General features: G+C 40.1%; 20 protein-coding genes. 5 read left to right on the plus strand and 15 right to left on the minus strand.

Translation table 11 applies throughout. The features are described 5' to 3' along the window. From GQR54_RS07395 to mraZ, 12 genes are read right to left on the minus strand one after another with little or no spacing between them, the layout of a single operon-like run. Positions 1-921: a D-alanine--D-alanine ligase gene (locus tag GQR54_RS07395; protein ID WP_166377008.1), complete on the minus strand. Its 921-nt coding sequence runs from the start codon at positions 919-921 to the stop codon at positions 1-3. Continuing rightward, positions 918-2369, minus strand: a complete 1452-nt coding sequence (gene murC, locus GQR54_RS07400) for a UDP-N-acetylmuramate--L-alanine ligase (protein WP_166377009.1) — start codon at positions 2367-2369, stop codon at positions 918-920. Before murC ends, GQR54_RS07395 begins: the two co-directional genes overlap by 4 nt. Further along, positions 2370-3446 (minus strand): undecaprenyldiphospho-muramoylpentapeptide beta-N-acetylglucosaminyltransferase, encoded by a 1077-nt coding sequence (gene murG / locus GQR54_RS07405; protein ID WP_166377010.1) that lies wholly within the window; start codon positions 3444-3446, stop codon positions 2370-2372. After that, a complete protein-coding gene (gene ftsW / locus GQR54_RS07410; RefSeq protein ID WP_166377011.1) occupies positions 3443-4618 on the minus strand; it encodes a cell division protein FtsW in 1176 nt (391 codons plus the stop codon). Before ftsW ends, murG begins: the two co-directional genes overlap by 4 nt. Further along, a complete protein-coding gene (gene murD / locus GQR54_RS07415; protein WP_166377012.1) occupies positions 4615-5949 on the minus strand; it encodes a UDP-N-acetylmuramoyl-L-alanine--D-glutamate ligase in 1335 nt (444 codons plus the stop codon). Before murD ends, ftsW begins: the two co-directional genes overlap by 4 nt. After that, positions 5950-7032 carry a phospho-N-acetylmuramoyl-pentapeptide-transferase gene (mraY, locus tag GQR54_RS07420; protein WP_166377013.1) on the minus strand — a complete coding sequence of 361 codons (1083 nt, stop codon included), beginning with the start codon at positions 7030-7032 and terminating at the stop codon, positions 5950-5952. Next, positions 7032-8414, minus strand: coding sequence for a UDP-N-acetylmuramoyl-tripeptide--D-alanyl-D-alanine ligase (murF, locus tag GQR54_RS07425; RefSeq protein WP_166377014.1), 1383 nt, complete (start codon positions 8412-8414; stop codon positions 7032-7034). Before murF ends, mraY begins: the two co-directional genes overlap by 1 nt. Then, positions 8411-9889 carry a UDP-N-acetylmuramoyl-L-alanyl-D-glutamate--2,6-diaminopimelate ligase gene (murE, locus tag GQR54_RS07430; RefSeq protein WP_166377015.1) on the minus strand — a complete coding sequence of 493 codons (1479 nt, stop codon included), beginning with the start codon at positions 9887-9889 and terminating at the stop codon, positions 8411-8413. Before murE ends, murF begins: the two co-directional genes overlap by 4 nt. Further along, positions 9882-11699: a penicillin-binding transpeptidase domain-containing protein gene (locus GQR54_RS07435; RefSeq protein WP_166377016.1), complete on the minus strand. Its 1818-nt coding sequence runs from the start codon at positions 11697-11699 to the stop codon at positions 9882-9884. Before GQR54_RS07435 ends, murE begins: the two co-directional genes overlap by 8 nt. Then, positions 11696-12022: a cell division protein FtsL gene (gene ftsL / locus GQR54_RS07440; protein WP_007582915.1), complete on the minus strand. Its 327-nt coding sequence runs from the start codon at positions 12020-12022 to the stop codon at positions 11696-11698. The genes GQR54_RS07435 and ftsL overlap by 4 nt, the downstream gene beginning before the upstream one ends. Further along, positions 12019-12957 (minus strand): 16S rRNA (cytosine(1402)-N(4))-methyltransferase RsmH, encoded by a 939-nt coding sequence (rsmH, locus tag GQR54_RS07445; RefSeq protein WP_166377017.1) that lies wholly within the window; start codon positions 12955-12957, stop codon positions 12019-12021. The genes ftsL and rsmH overlap by 4 nt, the downstream gene beginning before the upstream one ends. A 28-nt stretch (positions 12958-12985) precedes the next feature. After that, positions 12986-13444 carry a division/cell wall cluster transcriptional repressor MraZ gene (gene mraZ / locus GQR54_RS07450; RefSeq protein WP_166377018.1) on the minus strand — a complete coding sequence of 153 codons (459 nt, stop codon included), beginning with the start codon at positions 13442-13444 and terminating at the stop codon, positions 12986-12988. A 495-nt stretch (positions 13445-13939) separates the two neighbouring features. On the opposite strand from mraZ, the gene GQR54_RS07455 reads away from it, so the two are divergent. The 3 genes from GQR54_RS07455 to GQR54_RS07465 are packed head-to-tail and all read left to right on the plus strand — an operon-like array spanning position 13940 to position 14984. Further along, positions 13940-14278 (plus strand): DUF883 domain-containing protein, encoded by a 339-nt coding sequence (locus tag GQR54_RS07455; protein WP_166377019.1) that lies wholly within the window; start codon positions 13940-13942, stop codon positions 14276-14278. Between the two features lie 6 nt (positions 14279-14284). Next, on the plus strand, positions 14285-14731 hold the full coding sequence (locus GQR54_RS07460) for a threonine/serine exporter (protein ID WP_166377020.1): 447 nt from the start codon (positions 14285-14287) through the stop codon (positions 14729-14731). A gap of 10 nt (positions 14732-14741) precedes the next feature. Next, positions 14742-14984, plus strand: a complete 243-nt coding sequence (locus GQR54_RS07465; protein ID WP_166377021.1) for a hypothetical protein — start codon at positions 14742-14744, stop codon at positions 14982-14984. Positions 14985-14987: 3 nt separating this feature from the next. Here GQR54_RS07465 and GQR54_RS07470 read toward each other — a convergent pair whose 3' ends face one another. Next, the gene (locus GQR54_RS07470; RefSeq protein WP_166377022.1) at positions 14988-15962 is read right to left on the minus strand and encodes a glutathione S-transferase family protein; all 975 of its coding nucleotides are present in this window, start codon (positions 15960-15962) and stop codon (positions 14988-14990) included. 21 nt (positions 15963-15983) lie between these two features. Further along, positions 15984-16826: a pirin family protein gene (locus GQR54_RS07475; protein ID WP_166377023.1), complete on the minus strand. Its 843-nt coding sequence runs from the start codon at positions 16824-16826 to the stop codon at positions 15984-15986. A gap of 201 nt (positions 16827-17027) precedes the next feature. On the opposite strand from GQR54_RS07475, the gene GQR54_RS07480 reads away from it, so the two are divergent. After that, complete coding sequence (locus tag GQR54_RS07480; RefSeq protein ID WP_166377024.1) at positions 17028-20132, plus strand: EAL domain-containing protein; 3105 nt, start codon at positions 17028-17030, stop codon at positions 20130-20132. An 89-nt stretch (positions 20133-20221) separates the two neighbouring features. Next, positions 20222-21109 (plus strand): LysR family transcriptional regulator, encoded by an 888-nt coding sequence (locus GQR54_RS07485; protein WP_166377025.1) that lies wholly within the window; start codon positions 20222-20224, stop codon positions 21107-21109. An 8-nt stretch (positions 21110-21117) separates the two neighbouring features. Here GQR54_RS07485 and GQR54_RS07490 read toward each other — a convergent pair whose 3' ends face one another. Further along, on the minus strand, positions 21118-22071 hold the full coding sequence (locus GQR54_RS07490; RefSeq protein WP_166377026.1) for a YihY/virulence factor BrkB family protein: 954 nt from the start codon (positions 22069-22071) through the stop codon (positions 21118-21120). Positions 22072-22148 lie beyond the last annotated feature (77 nt).

Genomic DNA, 22148 nt, shown 5'->3' on the forward strand with positions numbered 1-22148 from the left:
TTAAAGCGTTTGCTCTAAAATGCGAACAACTAATTGTTCAAAAGTTGCCCCATTCGCTTTTGCCGCCATTGGCACTAACGACTTTTCAGTCATGCCTGGTACTGTATTTACTTCAAGCAGGTAAAAATTACCTTGCTCGTCTTGCATCGCATCAACACGACCCCAACCACTTGCGCCCACTAAATCAAATGCATCTAGCGATATAGCTTGTAAGTACTTAGTATCTTGCTCTGATAAATCTGCAGGGCAATGATACTGCGTTGTATTTGATTGATACTTAGCTTGGTAATCGTAAAAACCATTTGGCGTAGTCATTTCAATGACTGGTTGTACTTCATCGCCAAGCACTGTAACTGTGAATTCACGTCCCGTGATCCACTGCTCTACAAGCACTTGATTATCAAACTTAAATGCATTAGCTAGTGCGTCTTCAAGTTCTTGTGCTGTACTTGCTTGCGCCATACCTATGCTTGAGCCTTCGTGCGATGGCTTAACCATTACCTTTTTAAACTCACCCATAATAGCTGCAGCGTCAAAGCCTTTTTTAGCGTCAACTACGGTATAAGGTGCAGTGCTTAAACCCGCTGATTTAAATAAGTGCTTACAACGTACTTTATCCATTGCAAGTGCTGAACCCAGTACATTACTGCCCGTGTAAGGCAGGTTCATAAATTCAAGAGCACCTTGTACAGTTCCGTCTTCGCCACCACGACCATGCAAAGCAATAAAAACGCGCTCTACATTTAATTCTTTTAACTCCCACAAAGAACGACTTTGTGGGTCAAATGCAATTGCATCAATGCCACTATTTTGCAGCGCATTTAAAACAGCCTGACCCGATCGTAAAGACACTTCACGTTCTGCTGATTTACCACCTAGCAGTACCGCTACTTTACCAAACTGTGTGTTTACCTGAGTCATACTTCACCTTGCTTAAGTTTTTCTATCGACATACCCGTCGCAGCTAATGTTTTAACTAACTGACCTATATTACCAGCGCCTTGGGTTAATACTAAATCATTATTTTGTAAATTTGCGGCCAAAACGCCTGCAAGCTCTGCATTTGTTGCCACATGCAGCGGCTCTTTGCCACGTTGACGAAGGCTACGGCATAAGCTTTTGCTGTCTGCGCCCACAATAGGATCTTCACCAGCGCTATACACATCAAGCAGTAGCAACTGATCTACATCAGCAAGTACTTTTACAAAATCTTCGTATAAGTCGCGTGTACGGGAAAATCTATGAGGTTGATATACCATTACTAAACGCTTATCAGGCCAACCTTCACGTACTGCTGCAATTGTTGCTGCAACTTCTGAAGGATGATGCCCGTAATCATCAACTAACATCACATTGCCACGCTCGTTTTCAAATTCACCATAGTGTTGAAAACGACGACCAATACCTTCAAACTTCTGCAGCGCTTCTAAAATTGCATGATTCGCAATGTTTTGATCTTTTGCCACAGCAATCGCAGCGGTTGCATTAAGTGCGTTGTGTCTACCTGGCATATTCAACGTGGCAGTTAAACACTCACCTTGCTTGTTAGTTACTGTAAATCTGCATGTATTAGCTGATTGGCTAAAGTCGCTCATGCGGTAATCAGCATCCTTCGATTCGCCATACGTGATAACTGGGCGACCAAAACGCGGGATAAGTTCAGCAGCAACTTCAGAATCAATACATACAACAGCTAAACCATAAAACGGCAAGTTATGGATGAAATCTACATACGTGTCTTTCATTTTTTCAAGACTGCCGCCATAAGTATCCATGTGATCTTCTTCAATATTTGTGATCACCGATACCATTGGCTGTAAGTGTAAAAACGACGCATCGCTTTCATCAGCTTCTGCAATTAAAAAATCACTTTTGCCTACTTTTGCGTTACTACCTGCGCTATTTAACAAGCCACCAATAATAAAGGTTGGATCAAGCCCTGCTTGTCCATAAATACTCGCAATTAAGCTTGTTGTCGTTGTTTTACCATGCGTCCCCGCAATCGCTATACCGTGGCGAAAACGCATTAATTCAGCCAACATTTCTGCGCGGCGCACAACGGGAACTCTTGCGGCTTTAGCTGCAATAATTTCAGGATTTGTTTCATCAATCGCACTTGAAACAACGACTACATTGGCATCTTTCACGTTATTTTCATGATGGCCAATAAATACCTCAGCACCGGCTTTAATTAAACGATCTGTCATAGCGCTATGGGCAATGTCAGAACCTGTAATACGGTAGCCTTCAAAAGCGAGTACTTCAGCAATACCGCCCATACCTGCTCCACCAATACCAATAAAGTGAATGGTTTCTATTCGGCGCATTGCAGGGCGTGTGTGTTTTTCTTGTACTGACGTTTCTTTCACTTATTTTCTCTTATTTGTTACTTGCTCACAGTGCGTTGCTACGCTTGCTGTGGCATCTAAAATGGCTTGTTTTTTTGCATTTGTAGCCATTTCAGTAATTAATGAAGGTTGGGCTAAATACGGGCTTAATAGTTCAACAATTGATTGTTTATTAAACTGCCCTTGTGGCATTAATAATGCGCCATTAGCCATCACTAAATATTGTGCGTTAGCTGTTTGATGGTCGTCCACGGCATGTGGAAACGGAACAAAAACGGCCATTTTACCTGCCGCTGCAATTTCGCTAACAGTTAACGCACCAGCACGGCAAACAACAATGTCAGCCCAGTTATATGCTGCGTCCATATCATCAATAAATTCAGCTATTTTTGTATTACTGCCTGTAAAAGCATACATTTTATAAGCGGCTTCTACGGTAGTTAAATGACCCTTACCTGTTTGATGCCATACACTTATTGGAGCTGTATTATTTAGTACTTTAAATGCTTCTGGTAATGTTTGATTAAGCACTTGTGCACCAAGCGAGCCGCCCACTACTAAAATATTAATAGGGCTTGATACATCGCGTTTGGCTATATTCATAACGCTTTGGCGAACTGGGTTACCTACTAGCTCGGCTTGACCCTGTGCAAAAGCACTTGGAAATGCAGCTAATACTCGTGTAGCCACCTTAGCTAGCAGTTTATTGCTCATACCCGCTACAGCGTTTTGCTCGTGAATAACCAGCGGGATACCTAAACTTTTTGCGGCAATTCCCGTTGGACCCGTAACATAACCGCCCATTGCAAGTACTACATCAGGACGCTGTTCTTTCAATACCTTACGCGCCTGCAATACTGCATTAATTACCATGAATGGGGCTTTAATAAGACGCTTTAATCCGTTACCACGAACACCTTTAACATTAATAAAATTAATATCTATATTGTGCTTAGGTACAACGCTCGCTTCCATTCGATCTGGTGTGCCGATCCAGCTAACTTGCCAGCCCTGCTGTTTTAAATAATCGGCCACTGCAATACCGGGAAAAATGTGTCCGCCAGTTCCACCAGCCACTACTACTAATTTTTTACTCATCGCTTACCTCCGCGTGAGGTGGCTTGTTTGGTTGCCATTTTGGTTTCAAAATCTACGCGTAATAAAATACCCGTGGCAATCGTCATAATTAATAAGCTTGAGCCGCCATAAGAAATAAACGGCAGGGTTAAACCCTTCGTCGGTAAAATACCCGCGCTCGCACCTACATTCACCATGGTTTGAAATGCAAACCAAATACCAATGGCAAATGAAAAGTAGCCTTCGTATTCCTTGCCGCACTTAAGGGCTTGTTGGCCTATTAATAAGGCTCTAAATACTAAAGTAGCTAATACCGTTAAAATACTTACAACGCCTATTAAGCCAAGTTCTTCACCTATAACGGCAAAAATAAAATCGTTATGTGCTTCAGGTAAATATTGTAGCTTTTGTACACTGTTACCTAAGCCTTGACCAAACCAACCACCCTGGCTATAAGCCATTAGCGATTGCACCAACTGATAACCCTTGCCAAAAGGATCATCCCAAGGGTCTAAAAAGCCAACAACACGTGCCATACGATATGGTTCAACAATAATAAGTAATACAACCAGACCAACGCCCGTTAAAATAAGTACAAAAAACTGCCATAACTTAGCACCAGCTAAAAACAATAAACCAACCGTTGTTACAAACATAACAACCACTGTGCCTAAATCTGGCTGCAGCAGAATAAGCAGTGCATACACTGCAAATACAGCAATTGGCTTTGCAAAGCCTTTAATATTTTCTTGTACTTCTTCGCGTTTTCTTACCAAATAACCCGCAATATAACTAAAAAAGTACAACTTAGCGGCCTCAGCCACCTGAAAACCAACAGGTCCAATAGGTATCCATCGTTTAGCGCCGTTTACTTCACGCCCAATAATCAATACCGCTATTAATAGCACCATGCCTAGTATTAATAGATAAGGGTTTGATCGTTTCCACCACTCCATTGGCACACAAACGCTTATCCAAAAAAGAACAAAAGCCATTGCCAAAAACATGCTGTGGCGAATGGTAATATGGTATGGGTCATCAAATAACCGCTCTGCGGTAGGCATTGATGCGCTGGTCACCATTATGAAACCAACACCAATTAGCATGATTACGCAGTACAACAGCGGTACGTCGTACAGTTGATTAGAAGGTTTAGGTGTTAGTGCATCTCTTATATCGGCAAAAGCAATCATAATTGCCCTTCCGTTACGCACTGAACAAAGTCATCGCCGCGTTGCATATAATTGTTATACATATCAATACTGGCACATGCCGGTGCTAACAAAACAATATTGCCAGTACTACTAAGTACTTTGGCTAGAGTAACGGCCTCTTCCATGTTGTTAGTTAAATAGCTCTTATTGGTAATCGCAGCTAAGTCACTTGCATCTTTACCAAAACAAATTAATGCTTTTACATGCTGCTCTATGTAAGGTTTAAGCGCATTTAAATCAGCGCCTTTGGCATCGCCACCAGCAATAACAATCAGATTTTCACCGTCACTAGCTAAACTATCTATTGCAGCAATGGTCGCTCCAACATTAGTTGCCTTTGAATCGTTAAAATACTTTACACCGTTAAGCTCAGCTACAAATTGGCAGCGATGAGCCAAACCATTAAATTGACCTAATGCATTTTTATATTGCTCTTTGCTTACTTCAAACGGACTTAAGAGCGCCATTACTGCAAGCGTATTTAAATAATTGTGCTTACCCACTACCGCAAGTGTATCAACAGGTAAAAAGGCATCGCCTTTAACCATAAAGTGAGTTTCGCCATTGTGCTGCGCTAAATGGTAATCACCTTGTTGAGCACCAAAGCTAATTAAAGGGGTTGTACCGCGCTCAACTGGATGTGTTTGACTATCGTCTGCATTGACAACAATAAGCTCTGCAAAATTATAAATACTTAGCTTTGAGTCTATATAAGCTTGGTAACTGTCGTAGCGGTCAAGATGATCTTCTGACACATTTAATACCGTTGCACTTACTGGTTTTAAACTCGTTGTGGTATCTAACTGAAAACTCGATAACTCAAGCACATACACATCAAAATCATCATTGAGTAAATCAAGTACCGCTGTGCCAATATTCCCACCCAAAGCAACTTTATAGCCGGCTTCTTTTAACACTTCATAAGCGAGCGTAACCACGGTTGATTTACCGTTAGAGCCCGTTACTGCAACAACAGGTTTTGAATTAATACGTGCAAATAACTCAACGTCGCCAATCACTTCAACACCTGCGTTAATTGCATCTGCAACAGCTGGTATTTTTAAGCTAAGCCCAGGGCTTATAATAATCATATCGCTTGAACAAAGCTCTACGTCATCCAAATTACCGAAGTGGGTATCTAGAGTTGGCGCGTGCTCTTTTAACCAATCAATCCCCGGCGGGGTTACTCGGCTATCAACGACCTTTGGTGTTAGGCCATGAGATAATAGAAAACGCACAATGCCCAGACCGGTTACACCGAGTCCGAGCACTGTTATTTGTTTGTTTTTTATCTCGTTTAAATACTGCATTTATCGAATCTTTAAAGTAGCTAAGCCAGCAAGCACTAGCACAACAGAAATAATCCAAAAGCGCACAATAACGCGAGGCTCTGGCCAACCTTTTAATTCATAATGATGATGAATCGGCGCCATTCTAAAAATGCGTTGTCCGCGTAATTTATACGACCCCACTTGTAATATTACCGATAGCGCTTCCATTACAAATACACCGCCCATAATAATAAGCAGTAATTCTTGGCGTACTAAAACAGCAATAATACCTAATGCGCCACCAAGTGCTAATGAGCCAACATCGCCCATAAATACTTGTGCTGGGTACGTGTTAAACCATAAAAAGCCAAGCCCTGCGCCCACAATGGCAGTACACACAACCACAAGCTCACTCGCCAGCGGTAAATGTGGAATATGTAAGTAAGCCGAAAAGTTAATGTTACCTGTTAAGTAAGCAATAATTGCCAATGCTGAAGCCACCAAAATAATTGGCACAATCGCCAAGCCATCTAAGCCATCGGTCAGGTTTACCGCGTTTGATGTACCTACTATCGCAAAATACGTAAGCACGATATAAAACAAACCTAATTGCGGTAACACGTCTTTAAAAAATGGAACAACAAGTGATGTTTCAGACGCTTGTGCACTGGTAAAGTACAAGGCAGTGGCCACAACTAATGCAATCACCGATTGCCAAAAGTACTTCCACTTAGCAATTAAACCTTTTGGATCTTTACGAATAACTTTACGGTAATCATCAACAAAGCCAACAATACCTAACGAGCCAATTACAAACAGCGTTGCCCATACATATTTATTCGATAAATCAGCCCATAGGAGCGTGCTGGTAAAAATAGCTGCTAAAATAAGTAAGCCACCCATGGTAGGTGTGCCCGATTTTGACAAATGTGACTGCGGACCATCGTCTCGAACTGTTTGACCTATTTGCATACGTTGCAAACTACGGATTAATTTAGGCCCTAAATAAAGAGACATAATTAGCGCAGTTAAAATACCTAAAATGGCACGTAGCGTTAAATACGAAAAAACATGAAAACCACTAAAATACTGTGTTAAATACTCTGCCAGCCAAACTAACATTATGATACTCCATTGATGGCTTGTTGCTGGCCATTAACTAAATCGGTTACTAATAATTCCATGCGAGAACTGCGCGACCCTTTCACTACTATTGTTGTTTTAGTATTCACTTTATTAATACTTTCTTGAATTTTTTGCTGCATCTGTTCGCGACTCGAAAAGTGGCGATTAGGTAGTTCAAACACATCACTTGCGTATTTACTTAATACACCTAATGTAAATAGCTCATCAATCCCTTGCTCAAGTGCGTACTCACCAACTTCTTGATGGTACTTACGTGCATCTTCACCTAGCTCACCCATGTCTCCGAGTGCTAAAATGCGATGACCTTGCATATCACTTAACAAGTCAATCGCAGCCTTTACAGACTTAACATTGGCATTATAGGTATCATCAACCACGGTGAGTAAATCAGACACTTCAATTAAATTAACGCGCCCTTTTACATCCCCCATTGTGGCAAGTGCATTGGCTATTTCTTCAAGGGTTACATTAAATTCACTAGTCAGTGCAGCAGCGATAAGTGCATTACTAATATTGTGCTTACCCGGAAGTGCCAAAGTAACAGGTACTTGCTTGTTTTTAGTGCAAAGCGTAAAGCTTGCACGCGCATTGGCATCAAGCGTGATGTTCTCTGCCCAAATATCTAGTTTTTTAGTTGTAGAAAAACGTTTAACATTACGCCCTTCAAGCTTATCTAACCAATATTGGCTAAATTCACTATCGCAGTTAACAATCGCAACACCGTCATCTTTAAGGCCATCAAAAATCTCACCTTTAGCTTTTGCGACGCCCATTAAACTACCAAAACCTTCTAAATGGGCTGCAGCTACATTACATACTACCGCCACATCTGGTTTTGTCATTGCTGTGGTGTAGGCAATTTCACCTAAGTGGTTTGCGCCAAGCTCAATAACAGCAAAGCGATGTTGTGGCTCTAAGCGTAACAATGTTAGTGGCACGCCAATATCGTTATTAAAATTACCTTTAGTAGCTAATACATCACCGTGAACCGACAAAATTGCCGCACACATTTCTTTTACGGTGGTTTTGCCTACACTCCCTGTAATTGCAATTGTTTTAGGCGCCACTTGTGCCATAACAGCGGTGCCAATTGCACCTAGTGCAATACGTGTATCGCTTACTATAAATTGTGGAATATCTACATCAACTTTGTGCTGAACAATAACGCCAATAGCGCCCTTTTGTTTAGCCTCAGCTATAAATTTATGACCATCAAAATTTGGCCCTTTCAGTGCTAAAAACACTTCACCATCGCACACTGTACGAGTATCAGTATTTATATTAAGCACGTGTTGATTATCACCTTGATAATCGGTTGTTAGCACATTAGCTAACCAATCAAAATCCATTGGGATCATTGTGTTATCCCTCTTACTGCTTTTTTTAGTTGTTCTTGTACATACCGGCGATCGCAAAAGTCGATTCGCTTATCGCCTATAATTTGATAATCTTCGTGGCCTTTACCTGCAATCAAAATAACGTCATCAGCTGTAGCATTTTCTATAGCAAAACGAATTGCAGTTGCTCTATCAGCCTCTAAATGTGCATTTCGAGGATGGGTTAAACCGCCTGCTACATCTGCAATAATGTCATCAGGGTTTTCTGAGCGAGGGTTATCACTGGTAATAATAACTTTATTAGCGTTTTGCTCTGCAGCTTGCGCCATCAATGCACGCTTTCCTTTGTCTCTGTCACCACCGCAACCAAATACACAACTTACACCACCTGGCACATGCAGCTGCAATGCTTGTAATGCAAGTGCAAGTGCATCGGGTGTATGTGCGTAATCAACAACACACGTCGGCATGCCTGCTTGGCTAAATGCTTGCATTCGCCCTGCTACTGGCTGTAACTGCGCACAACCTGCAACTAATTGCTCAAGCGGATAATCAAGCCCTAGTAATGTAGCGATCGCGGCCGTTAAGTTATATAAATTAAATTCGCCAAACAGAGGCGATTTAATCGATATATCACCCCAACTAGTCGATAACTGAGCCGAAATACCTTCACTTGAATATTCAACATCAGAAAAATAAACGTACTGAGCATTCTTAGGGGCTAAGTTTTTGCGGCCATAACAGATTAGGTTATTGAAATCATACTTTTCAAGCCATTGCTCAGCTTGAGAATCATCTTGATTAAGCACTACAACTTGCGGCTCAAAATCACGGAAAAGCATTAGTTTCGCATCACCGTAACTTGCCATATCACCATGGTAATCTAAGTGATCGCGCGAAAGATTAGTAAACACAGCCGCTTTAAACGCGCATTTAGCAACACGCTGCTGCACTAATCCATGAGATGACACTTCCATGGCTACCAGCTTTTTATGCTGCGAATTTAAATCACTCAAAATATGTTGTAAATCAACCGTTGAAGGTGTGGTATTAATCAGTGGAATTAAGTTATCCGGATGACCATAACCTAAAGTGCCAATAATAGCCGAATCAGTACTGCAAAATTGCGCTAAGTGGGCAATCATTGCTGTGGTGGTTGATTTACCATTTGTACCTGTTACACCAATTAAATCAAGGGCCTGACTTGGCTGGCTATAAAATCGACTTGCTAATTCTGGAAGCCTTTTATCAAGCTCAGAGACTAAATATAGTGGCTCAAAACTTGTTTCAAATTCACATAATCTGTCAGCAATAATAGCTGTTGCGCCATTTTCAATTGCTTTATTAATAAATTGACCGCCATCAAGTGCATGGCCTTTAATAGCAACAAATACATCACCTGGCGTTACTTCACGGCTATCAAGGCGTAAATGTTTTACCAGTTGCGAGGGCGCATTTATTTCGATGTATTTTAAAATATCCTTTAAATCACGCATCGTTATCCTTACCTTGTATGTATGCAACCTCTTCCTTGTCTGGCGCTACGTTTAATATTCTCAATGCGTTAGAGATGATTTCTGCAAATGCAGGGCCTGCGGTGGCACCTCCATAGTACACATCACCACCTGGTTCATTAATCATAACTACCACGGCTAAACGAGGATTACTTGCCGGCGCTACACCTGCAAAGTAACCTACATATTCATCACCATAACCACCTGCTACGGCTTTTTTAGATGTACCTGTTTTACCAGCAGCACGATACCCATCAACTTTTATGTTGCGAGCAGTACCGTCTTTTTCAAATACACTTTCCATCATGTGCACTACGGCTTCTACGTCTTTTTGTTTAAAAATACGTTCGCCTTCAGGTACATTATCTTGCTTTAAAATAGTTAGAGGTCGGTTAACTCCACCAGCGCCTAACATGGCGTAAAAACGTGCCATTTGTGCAGTACTTACCGAAATCGCATAACCGAACGATAAAGTGGCAATTTCAAAGTCAGACCAACGGCGATTAGGATAAAACAAACCGCTGCTTTCACCCACCATGCCAGTACCTGTGTCACTGCCAAATCCTACTTTTTGGTATAAACCAACAAGGTAATCTTTAGGTACTAATTGCGTTACTTTAGCAACCCCCATATTTGAAGAGTACTTTAATATTTCACGCAGTGTTAGTTCACCGTGATTTCGGGTATCTCTAACTAAACTACCGCCTAAACGCATCCAACCTGGGTAGGTATCAATCGTATCATCTGCCTGAATGGCGCCGTAGTCTAGCCCAGCCAAAATGGCTAGAGGCTTAACAGTTGAGCCTGGTTCAAACAAATCGGTAATTGCGCGGTTACGACGCTTATGAGGTGCAGCATCGCTTAAGTTATTTGGATTAAATGAAGGGCTATTTACCATTGCCAGTACTTCACCGGTTTTAACATCAACTACCATAGCTGAGCCCGATGTGGCTTTGTAAGTCAGTACTGCTGATTTAACAGCTTTGTACGCAATAGCTTGAATACGTTGGTCAATGCTTAGCTCTATGCTTTCAGGCTCTACACGTTCACGTTCGTCAAGTACTGCTACTTCGCGCCCTTGGGCGTCTTTACGAATAGTACGGCGGCCTTCCTCGCCCGTTAAAGCGTTTTCATATAGCTTTTCAATGCCTTCAATGCCTTTACCATCGATATTGGTAAAACCAATAACATGCGCGGTAACTTCACCTGCGGGGTAGTAACGTTTAGATTCATCTAGTAAATGGATACCAGGCAGGCGTAAATCGCCAATATAATTTGCTACAGCAGGGGTAACTTGGCGCTTTAAATACACAAAACGACGTGAAGGATCGTTTAAAAGGCGAGAATTAATCTTTTTAGGATCAATACGCAGTACATCTGCAAGCTCACGCCAGCGTAAGTCATTTTTATAATAAAGTGCAGTACGTTTATCAAGTTCAGCAGTGTTTTCTGCTAATGATAAATGGTCTTCACCGTTTTTATGCGCTTGTTTGGTCACTTTGGAGACAAGTGATTTATGTAATGCTTTAGGATCTGCATATACACTTACCACAGGCACACTTACCGCTAACTCTTTACCGTTACGGTCAAAAATCATTCCGCGTTGTACATGGAGCTTTTCAACGCGTACTGTACGTTTATCACTTTCTGAACGTGCTTTATCAGGTTCTATCACTTGCAGATAAGCGGCGCGAGATACGAGTGTTACAAACACCATAAACACAACTGTACACACCAGCATAAAGCGCCATGTGATTAAATTAGTGACTGGTTTTTTGCCTCTATTTCTCATTGTACTATTATTACCTGCTCATCTTGACTCGTAGGTCGTTTCATTTTTAATTGTGATATGGCGACTTCTTCAATGCGTGCATGTTGCGAATAAAATTCTTCCTCAACAAGTAAGTAGCGCCACTCTAAATCGAGTTCATCACGTTCTTGTAATAATTGGTCTTGCTTTATAAGTTGGCCACGAGCTAAGTGTGTTGTTTGCACAACAGCTAAACTAGAAGCGAATATCACAACCAACAAGGCCGAGGTTAGCTTGTTAGCTCCTAGGCCTTTTAATATTTCAAAGAATAAATTAGGTTGCCGATAGCTCGCTTTTTTACTCATCCCAACCTCTGTGCAATCCTAAGTACAGAACTACGAGAACGTGGATTACGTTCTACTTCAACAGTACTTGGCTTAATAGCCTTACCCACTGCTTTTAACGTCAAATTTTTATTTATTTGTGCGTCAGTTAAAGGCAGACCTCTGGGTAACACTTCTCCCCGACTCTGTTTTCTAATAAACTGTTTTACAATGCGATCCTCTAGTGAATGAAACGAAATCACCACTAAACGTCCGCCTGGTTTTAGCACTTTAACAGCTGACTGTAGCGCAGTTTGAATCTCTTCAAGTTCACTATTAATGTAAATACGAATAGCCTGAAAAGTACGTGTTGCAGGGTGCTTAAACTTATCTTTTACCGGTACTGCTTCATCGACAAGGTCAGCAAGTTGCTTGGTAGTTGTGATTGGCGTGTGCTCACGAACTTCAAGCACTTTGTGCGCAATGCGTTTACCAAACTTTTCTTCACCCAACTTTTTAATTACGTGGGTAATATCATCTAACTCGGCCTCTGCTAACCACTGTGCGGCACTACGACCTGTTGTAGGGTCCATACGCATATCAAGTGGACCATCTTTCATAAAACTAAAACCACGCGCAGCGTCATCAAGTTGTGGCGACGAAACACCAATGTCTAATAAAATGCCATCCACTTTACCAATCAGATCGTTTTGCTCTGCTACTTCGTATAAGTTTGAGAAACGAGTATGTGCAATTGCAAAGCGTGGATCGTCAGCAAATTTTTCGGCTGATTGTATCGCTTGTGGATCTTGGTCAATAGCTTGCAAACGCCCCTTATCACCAAGGCGTGCTAATATTTGTCCAGAGTGGCCGCCACGTCCAAACGTACCGTCCATGTATATACCGTCTGGCTTAATTGCGAGGGCATCGATGGTTTCGTCCATTAATACGGATACGTGTTCAAATTGCGCTGTCATTAGCTGTTGTTTGCCTTTTCTTGTGCAGTTAGAGTGTAAAATTATCTAAATCTTGGTTAGGTTCAAAATCGCCGAGCCTTTCAAGCTCAGTATCTTGGTGCATCTGCTCGTGCCAACGCGCCTCATCCCAAATTTCAAATTTATTCATCAAACCAACTAGCATGATTTTTTTGCCAAGTGATGCATGAGCCCGCAGTGACGGTGCAAGCAAAATTCGACCATTTTTATCAAGTTGATATTCAGTGGCATTCCCGAGCAACATACGTTGCATTCGCCGAGCTCGTGGATTCATGTTAGATATTTTCGCTAAACGGCTTTCTATTTCAAGCCATTCAGCAAGCGGATACAACCATAAACACGGCTCATTTAATGCGACGGTACAAATAACTGTTCCCTGCTCTTCAGACAATAGAGATTCTCGGTACTTGGTCGGTACCGCAAAACGCCCCTTATCATCCAAACTCAGTGAACTCGCGCCACGAAACATAAAAAACCTACTTTAAAATTGTTTTATTCAACTTTTGTTTATTTTTACCCAGTGTGACCCACTAAAAACCACTTTTTACCACAGTGCTCCAGTTTAGGGCTTGACAAGCCATTTTGTCAAGTAAGCTGACCAGCTTTAGTGACTACCAAAGCTAGAAAAAATAAGGGCTCAAGTGAAACGTTTGAATTACGAGGGAAAAGTGGAATTATGATGAAAAAAAATATCGATTCTGCTTTTATCACTTTTACTTCACACGCTTGATTTACTGAATAACCAATGAATATTTACAATTTTTAAAGTACTTCACTTTTTTGTAAAATTTACTTAGCCGTGTGGTAATAGTTACTGTTTTCTTCAAATTACAAGTTATAAAAAACAAATAGAAAATAGGTTAAATACTTTATATTCAATATGTTAAATTAAAAATTAAATTTGGTTTAATCATTGCATAATCTAAATCACTATTTAAATTTTTTAACTTATTAAGGATTGATTATGGCTACTACAACAAATACGAAACCAAACACAACTTCAGATATTAAGCCTGACGTTAAACTAACAAATACTGAATCTCCTCTTACAGAGAAGGCAACATCAGCGGCGCACGATGCTGTAGATGCACTTTCGAGCAAAGCAGCAACAGCTGAAAGCAGTGTTCGTAAAGGCGCTTCTAGCTCAGCAGATGCACTAAGCGAAAAACAACTTATTGCACGTGAAAAGTTAAGTGAATGTACAGCTAAAACACGTGCATTTGCTTCTGAAAATCCATTAGCAACCGCGGGTATTGCTTTTGCTGCGGGTATGCTGATTACATCACTATTTCGTCGTAAGTAATCAGTGATGAATAACCCACAAACAAGCGCAGCCAAGGATGGTGAAGCGCAAAACCAAACTACTGAGCAGCAGAGCCAAAAGGACGATTGGCAAGATCATGTAGCAAAGCTTTTAGAGTACTCTAAGCAGCTCAAGGATGATTACCAAACTCAAGGAAAGATCACCCATCAGCTTGCTAAAGCTGAATGGCGGTTATCGCTTAGATCGCTTGCATTGATCACTATATTTTTAGGCTGTTTTGCCAGTGGTTTGGTTTTGTTGTGGGCAGGATTTCTAGGTGCTGTTGGATACGGTGTATATGATCTTTTTGGGTCAGTATGGCTAAGTATTGCAACAGCTACTTTGCTGCAAGTTGCTTGTTTAGCATGGCTTTGGAAAAATACGGTTTACCTAAGCAATAAAATTGGCTTTAGTAAAACACTTAAAAGCTTAAAACAACTGTTTAACTTATAAGGAAATTACTATGTTAGTTAACTACTTAATTAAAGCACCTAATGAAAACGTTGATGCTCTGAGTAATCAAATGGACACGCGCAGTGAGCTGAAACGCCAACATCATGCAGCGTTTCAATATAGACTAAAGCGTTTTGCCGCAACTAAAGTGGGACTAACAAGTGCCTTTTTAGCCGGTGCAGCTGTACAAGCGGGGAAAGGCGAAACCAGCTTGGTAAGAAAATACGGTTGGCTTGTTAGGCTTTTTGCTTAAACGTTAAACATTTCTACCATGATCAGATAAGTAATCAATACTTGGGCCACTTGGCACAATTTGTGTTGGATTAATCATTGTATGACTAAAATAGTAATGACGTTTAATGTGGTAAAAATCAACTGTCTCTGCTACTCCCTTAACCTGATATAACTCTCTAAGGTATCCGCTCAAAGCAGGGTAGCTTTCAATTGTGCGTAAATTACATTTAAAGTGGCCAACATACACACTATCAAACCGAATGAGCGTGGTGAATAATCGCCAATCAGCCTCTGTGAGTTCATTTGTGGCTAAATAACGCTGCTTGCTCAGTATCCTCTCTACTGTATCGAGTGCTTTAAATACATCACTAAATGCCTCTTCATACGCATCCTGAGTTGTAGCGAACCCCGTACGATAAACACCATTATTTATGTTTGGATAAATCAGTGCATTTAATTCGTCAATTTTTGGTTGCAGTGCCTCAGGATAGTAATCATCTTTATTACCTGTTAATTCATTAAACGCACTATTGAACATACGTATAATATCGGCAGACTCATTACTAACAATTTTATTCAGCTTTTTATCCCACAATACGGGAACCGTTACTCGCCCAGAATACTCAGGGTTATTTTTTGTATACACTTGATGTAAGTAATTACTATTAAATAATGCATCGCCAGTACTGTGGTTTTGCGTATCAAACTCCCAACCACTATTAAGCATATCAGGACTAACAACCGACACAGTAATTAAATCTTGTAACCCTTTTAACGCTCTAAATATAAGCGTTCGGTGAGCCCAAGGACACGCGAGTGATACATATAAATGATACCTGTTAGCTTGTGCTTTAAAACCGGCCTCGCCCGTTATTCCAGCGCTACCATCAACAGTTATCCAGTGACGTAACTGCGCCGCCTCGCGCTCAAACTTACCATTACTTGAATCAGTGTCGTACCATTTATCTTGCCATTGGCCGTTAACTAATAATCCCATAAAACTCTCCTAAAAATACCGTTAAATTTTGCCAAACTCGCCGTTTTGATAATCACGCACTGCTTGCTGTACTTCAGCTTGCGTCGTCATTACAAACGGCCCCATATGAGCAATCGGCTGATTAAGTGGATCGCCGGCTAAAACCAGAACACCAGCGCCGCGCTCAGAGCTAATATTAATGTCACTGTCTGGTTCCAAAATAAGTAACTTACCCGCTGGTATTGTTTGGTTGTCGCTCATTATTAGTGAGCCGCTATGAATATAAAGCATTACTTTTTGTTGGCTAAGACGCTCTAAATCCATGCTTTTACCAGCAGGTAATGTAATATCAGCGAGCGCTGCATTAGCAGCTAAACTTTGCAAAGCGCTTGTAAGCGTTTCACTTTCGAACTGCCACGATCCCGCAAGTGCTTTTAACGTCACACCTTGCGTATTTGTAAAACTCGGAGCTGGGTTTTTAGTAGTATCTTGATAACGTGAATCACGCATTTTTTCTGCACTTGGCATGTTGATCCAAATTTGAAAGCCATGCAAACCGTTAACAGTATCAGCGAGTGGCATTTCACTATGCATGACGCCGCGCCCGGTACTCATCCATTGCACATCACCTGCTTTAATTGCTTTTCTGTTACCCATTTGGTCACGATGCTCAAAGCCACCTTTTAGAATATAAGTAAACGTTTCAATACCTCGGTGCGGATGCTCAGGAAAGCCTCCCATATAATCTTTTTTGTCGTCTGACTTAAGTTCATCAATCATTAAAAAGGGATCTAAATATTTACCATCAAACCCAGGTATACGGCTAATGCTAATGCCATCGCCATCTTGAGTTGCATAAGCTGTAAGTATTTTTGATATTTTCATTTTTTAATTCACTCTAAAAAATAAGTTTATGAGGCTATTAAATCATTCATTAAACAAAACAACTATGTCTTTAAATCGACCTTAACATTCCAAAAAATAGAACTATAATGATTCATTGGTTACATTTTCAACCTTATAATTACTATGGTTATTTGGAGTGAATTTGGCTACAATTGTTATTGCAAAATACAAAACTAAGGAATGGTTATTTTTACTTATTCTCTCAAACATCAGCTTTATCGTTTGCTTATATTGCTAAGTATTCCGGGCATCGCTGTAATTATTTTTACACTGCTGCTTGAACGCAATCACTCTATTGAGCAAAGTAAAAAAGAAGTAGAAAATATCGCTAAGCAATTAATTTCACAGCAAAAGCACTTAGTCGATGATATTGACCGTTTAGCACGTTACTTGGCTAAAGAGGAAAGTAAGAAAGAAAATATAGCAACAACCTGCCCTAATTATTTTAATCAATTTAAATCTATTTACGCGCATGTTGCCAATATCGGGATCATAAATCCAAATGGCATTGCCATATGTGCAACAAGTGGGTTAACCAGAACGATAAATATTGCCGATCGTGCATATTTTCAGAACGCCTTAAAAAGTAACCAACTGTCAGTAGGTTATTTTCAGCATGACCGAAGCCTGCAAAAAAACACTCTTAATTTTGCGTTACCTATTATTAATAAAAAAAATGTAACTCAAGGTGTTGTAGTAATCGTTGTTGCGCTTGACTGGTGGAACAATGCTTTTAATGACATTGAACTTCCGTCAGGCTCTATTGCTGCAATTGCTGATTCTAACGGAAAAATTTTAGCGCGTTACCCGCCTACAACGGCCGCGCTAGGCGATAATATTGCACAGACTTTATTAGCAACTGATTCTTCTATTGATAATGAGGCATCAACAAAAATAAAATCGATTGAGGGTGAAGATCGAATACTTCATCACTCTGTTATTTATAGCGATCCGAGTAATAACAGCTTAAATATACATATTGCACTTCCTGTCACGCATGCTTTAAAGCAAATTAATAATAATTTTTTTATAGCGATTGGTGTATTTATTTTATCGCTGTTAGTACTGTCTTTAATTGCACGTAAGCTACTTAAAACCAGTATTATTGATCCAATTAATAATCTAACAAGCGCAACAAATGTGTTAGCTAAGGGCGAGATGCCAGCACAAAGAATACAACCCAATAATCCAGAGCTAAATACTCTCTATCAGCGTTTTAAATCAATGACGCAAACTCGGTTAACAGCTGAGGCTAATTTAAAAAACAAGCATGATGAGCTTACTAGCTTGCTTAATACTCTGCCCGATAGTTACGTTAGAATTAACATCCATGGCGATATTCTCAACATAACAGGGCAATTTAAGCATCAAGTAGACCCAAACAACAATGCAGTACCCCATTTATCATCAATACTTTCACACAGTAATGTTCAGCTTTTATTGGCACAATTACCTAAACTTAATATTTCGAGCAATTTAGAAATCACACTCGAAAAATCAGATCCTAAGCGCAGCTTTGAAGCACGTATTAGCAAAATGCAAAGCAAAAATGAATACGTTGTAGTACTACGCGATATAACCCAGCGAAAAATTAATGCAGAAGCACTCCACCTTGCCTCGTTAGTTTATAACAACAGTAGTGAAGGCATGGCAATCACCGATCCAACGGGTGTTATATTTGATGTAAACCCTGCGTTTTGCAAAACGACTTTATATAATAAAGAAGAAGTTATTGGGCAGTCGTCTGCCATTCTTTCATCAGGAAAACATGATAAGAATTTTTACAATAAAATGTGGTCCGAATTACAGCAAACTGGCCGTTGGCAAGGCGAAGTAATCAATCGTAAAAAAAATGGGATTCTGTATGCTGAGTGGCTCACAATCGATACTGTTTATGATAAAAATAATGCACCTGTTAGTCGTATCGCGATATTCACAGACCTCACAGAAAAAAAACAAGCTGATGAAACTATTTGGCGACAAGCTCATTTTGATCACCTAACTGACTTACCAAATCGCTTAGAGTTAAAGGAGCGGTTAAATCAACGATTTTCAAATGTTGTTACTTCAGATAATCAATTAGTTGTTATGCTTTTAGATATAGATCACTTTAAAGATATTAATGACACATTAGGCCATCACTATGGCGATAACTTATTAAAACTCGTATCGCAACGTATAGTGCAGTCGGCAAAAAATGCTGAGTTTGTGGCACGAATTGGGGGAGATGAGTTTGTTATTGTATTTAATCACATTAAAAGTACGCGCCATATTAATCAAATTGCGAGTAATATTTTACTTAGCTTATCGTCAGCTTTGCATCTTGAACACGAAGAGTTATTTATTAGTGCAAGCATAGGCATTGCTTGCGCTCCTAATGATGGTGAAAATACTGAACAGCTTTTAAAGGCAGCCGATCAGGCTATGTATAAAGCAAAAAGTAATGGTCGTAACTGTTTTGAGTTTTTCTCTACTGACATGCGCGAATATGCACACGCGCGCATGGTGCTATTAAAAGACTTACGAAGTGCCATAGAACTTGAACAATTTGAGTTATTTTATCAGCCCATAGTTGCTTTAAATGATTTACATATTCATAAAGCTGAAGCGCTTATTCGTTGGCAACATCCCGAAAAAGGCCTAATCAGCCCTATCGCATTTATCCCACTTGCTGAAGAAACCAGGCAAATAAATGCAATTGGCCAATTTGTATTTGCCCAAGCTTTGCAAACACTTAACGATATAAAAACACTAACCGATGATACTTTTCAAATAAGTGTAAACGTATCGCCAGTGCAATTATCCACGCCAGAGAGTGGCATAGATGAATGGTACGATATGCTAAAAGCAGCAAAACTGCCTGCTTCGTCAATTGTCGCAGAAATAACTGAAGGCTTAATGGTTAACCCTGAAGCACTTACGCAAAGACGCCTAAAAGAAATAGTAAAATCAGGTATGCAGCTTGCTCTTGATGATTTTGGTACCGGGTATTCGTCGCTCGCTTACTTACAAGAAATGGACACCGACTATTTAAAAATAGATAAACGTTTTGTTGATAATATTCAAATAGGTAGCCAAGAACTTGCATTGTGTGAAGCCATCATTGTTATGGCGCATCAGTTGGGCTTAAAAGTAATCGCCGAAGGAATTGAAACTAAATTACAAATGCAGCTACTACTTGAAGCAGGATGCGATTACGGTCAAGGTTATTTATTTTCAAGACCTTTAAATAAAAGCAGTTTTATGGCACTTCTAGCTGATAAAAAAGTAGCTTTGTTAAAATAAACAGACAAAAAATCACTGTTACGCAATAAATAATGCGTCTGCGCGGTCAAGTTAAGCAATCAGATATAAAGTAGTAACAGGATTTAAAAATGGCAAAAGCAACATTAGAGCAATGGCGAATGTTTAAAGCGGTAGTGGATCATGGCGGGTTTGCAGGCGCAAGCGCAGCTGTACATAAAAGTCAGTCAACCGTACACCATGCTGTGCAAAAACTTGAAGCCGCCTTGCAAATTAAGTTGCTTGAAGTAAAAGGCCGTAAAGCATTTTTAACCGATAGCGGTAAGCTGATTTTACGCAGAGCCGAGTTTTTAATTGAGGAAGCGACTAAAATAGAATCGGTAGCAAGTACACTAAGCGAAGGCGTGGAAAGCACATTAAAAATAGCTGTTGATGAGGTTTTTCCACACGCTATTTTATATCAAGCACTTGCTAAAACGAGTGAGCTTTACCCTCTTTTAAAAATTGATTTAGTAGAAAGCGTGCTAACCGGTGCAAACGAATTATTACATAACTCAGTGGTTGATTTAGCTATTTCGTCAATTCCTATCTATGGAATTAGTTGCAGTACGTTATGCGATATAGAGTTTATAGCGGTTGCGCATAAAGACCATGTATTACAACAATATACTGAACAACTCAACTTTCGCGATTTAAAGCTACACCGGCAAATAGTAGTTCGCGACTCAGCAACCCACACCAGTCACAATGAAGGCTGGCTAGGTGCAGATATGCGCTGGACAGTAAGCCACTTACGCAACTCTATTGATATGGTTAGTCAAAATTTAGGTTACGCTTGGCTGCCAAAAACACAAATTGCACACTTAATTGAAGATCAAACCCTCATCGCACTTAATTTAGATCAAGGTACAACCCGTACTCTTAATTTATATTTAATGTGCAACGACAACGACAGGCTTGGTCCTGCAGCACAAGAATTTAAAGATCAAATTACTGCACTTATTAACTTAGCTAACTAATCTGCAATTTATTCGTTTTTTACATCGAGGTGATCTGCTACATAGGCGCCTCGCTGCCCACGCTCTTTAGCCGGCCCTACAGTGCTATCTTTACCTGTTTGCTGCTCAGTAGCTGCATTAATTACAGCACCTAATGTGATTATGTAAGCGCTGATATACAACCACATCAGCATGATCACTACACCACCTAGTGAGCCGTAAGTTTCGTTGTAACTAGAAAAACGCGATACATAAAATGAAAAACCTATAGATGCCAAAATCCACAGCACGGTAGCAATAGACGACCCCATTGTGATCCAACGCCATTTAGCAGGTTTACGATGTGGGGCATAACGATATAAAAGTACCAATGCAAAATTAAAGGTAAAAGCCAATAATGGCCAAGAAATGAGTTTAATTAATAAATCTATGCTTTCTTTTAGTCCCACTAAATTAAGTACAATAGGTAAAATACCAATAATTAATAGTGCAAAAATTGCGACTACAATCGCTCCTACCGAAAATAGAATACGGACTAATTGAGCCTGAAAAAAAGAGCGTTTTTCATATTCACGATAACTAATATTACACGCAGTAATAAGTGCTTGGCTGCCTTTAGAACTACTCCAAATTGTAAGTATAAGCGTACCAATTGCACTTAAGCTCAAGCTTGCACTTGATGTTTTAGCAAGGCTAGAAACCTGAGATAAAATCAGTTCGCTGGTGCTTGGTGGAAGCAAAGTAACTATTTTACTTAAGTGCTCACTAATATCTGTTGGGGATGAAAAGTACGCATACACTGATACCAACGCCGCAATGGCTGGAAAAATAGCAAGCAGTGCATAAAATGCCACACCGGCAGCCACTATAGATAAGTTATCTTCACTCATTTGCTTAAAAATACGTTTAACAATATCCCACCAACCTATAAAAGGGATATGTGCAGGCTGCTCTGCTTGCTGTCCTCGTTTAGCTTCTTTCATTCTAAACCTCAATATTTGTATTACGTTACTACAGCAAAATATTTGCCAAGTTATAAGCGTTTGGTACCAAACTTGCT

It is taken from the genome of Pseudoalteromonas sp. Z9A4, assembly GCF_011378845.1.
In the GTDB taxonomy this organism is placed as follows: domain Bacteria; phylum Pseudomonadota; class Gammaproteobacteria; order Enterobacterales; family Alteromonadaceae; genus Pseudoalteromonas; species Pseudoalteromonas arctica.